Below are 603 nucleotides of genomic sequence, written 5' to 3'. Positions count from 1 at the left end.
AGGTGTTACTGTTAGAACTTTACAAATTTGGGACAAGAAAGGTACCTTGAAGGCTTATCGAACTCCCACCAATCGAAGATATTATACTGAAGAACAATATTTAGAATATATCGGACAATCCTCTAGTGATAAACGTAAAAATGTAGCTTATGCTAGAGTATCAACTAACGGTCAGAAAGACGATTTGAAAAATCAAATAGATTTTATTAGACAATATGTGAATGCTAAAGGGGTAATCCTTGATGAAGCCATAAGTGATATTGGCAGCGGGCTCAATTATAATCGTAAAAAGTGGAATAAATTATTAGAAGAAGTGATGGAAAATCAAATTGATACAATCTATATTACTTATAAAGATAGATTTATTCGCTTTGGCTATGAATGGTTTGAACGGTTATGTAACATGCACAATACTAAAATAGTTGTATTAAATAACGTTAATACCAGTCCAACTCAAGAAATGGTTGATGATATGATAAGTATTATCCATGTATTTTCTTGTCGTTTATACGGTTTACGAAAGTATAAAAATAAACTTAAAAACGATGAATCTTTAAAAGGTGGTAATGTTGATGGTAGTGCGAACGCAAAAAGTTAGGCTTT

General features: G+C 31.3%; 1 protein-coding gene. It reads left to right on the top strand.

All coding sequences use genetic code 11. The features are described 5' to 3' along the window. On the top strand, positions 1–598 hold a 598-nt coding region (locus JCM14209_RS08650), incomplete at its 5' end, for an IS607 family transposase (RefSeq protein WP_025023042.1). Between the last annotated feature and the right edge of the window lie 5 nt (positions 599–603).

Origin of the sequence: Ligilactobacillus hayakitensis DSM 18933 = JCM 14209, assembly GCF_000615845.1 — a bacterium.
GTDB lineage: Bacteria > Bacillota > Bacilli > Lactobacillales > Lactobacillaceae > Ligilactobacillus > Ligilactobacillus hayakitensis.
This window is presented reverse-complemented; position numbering and strand designations above follow the sequence as displayed.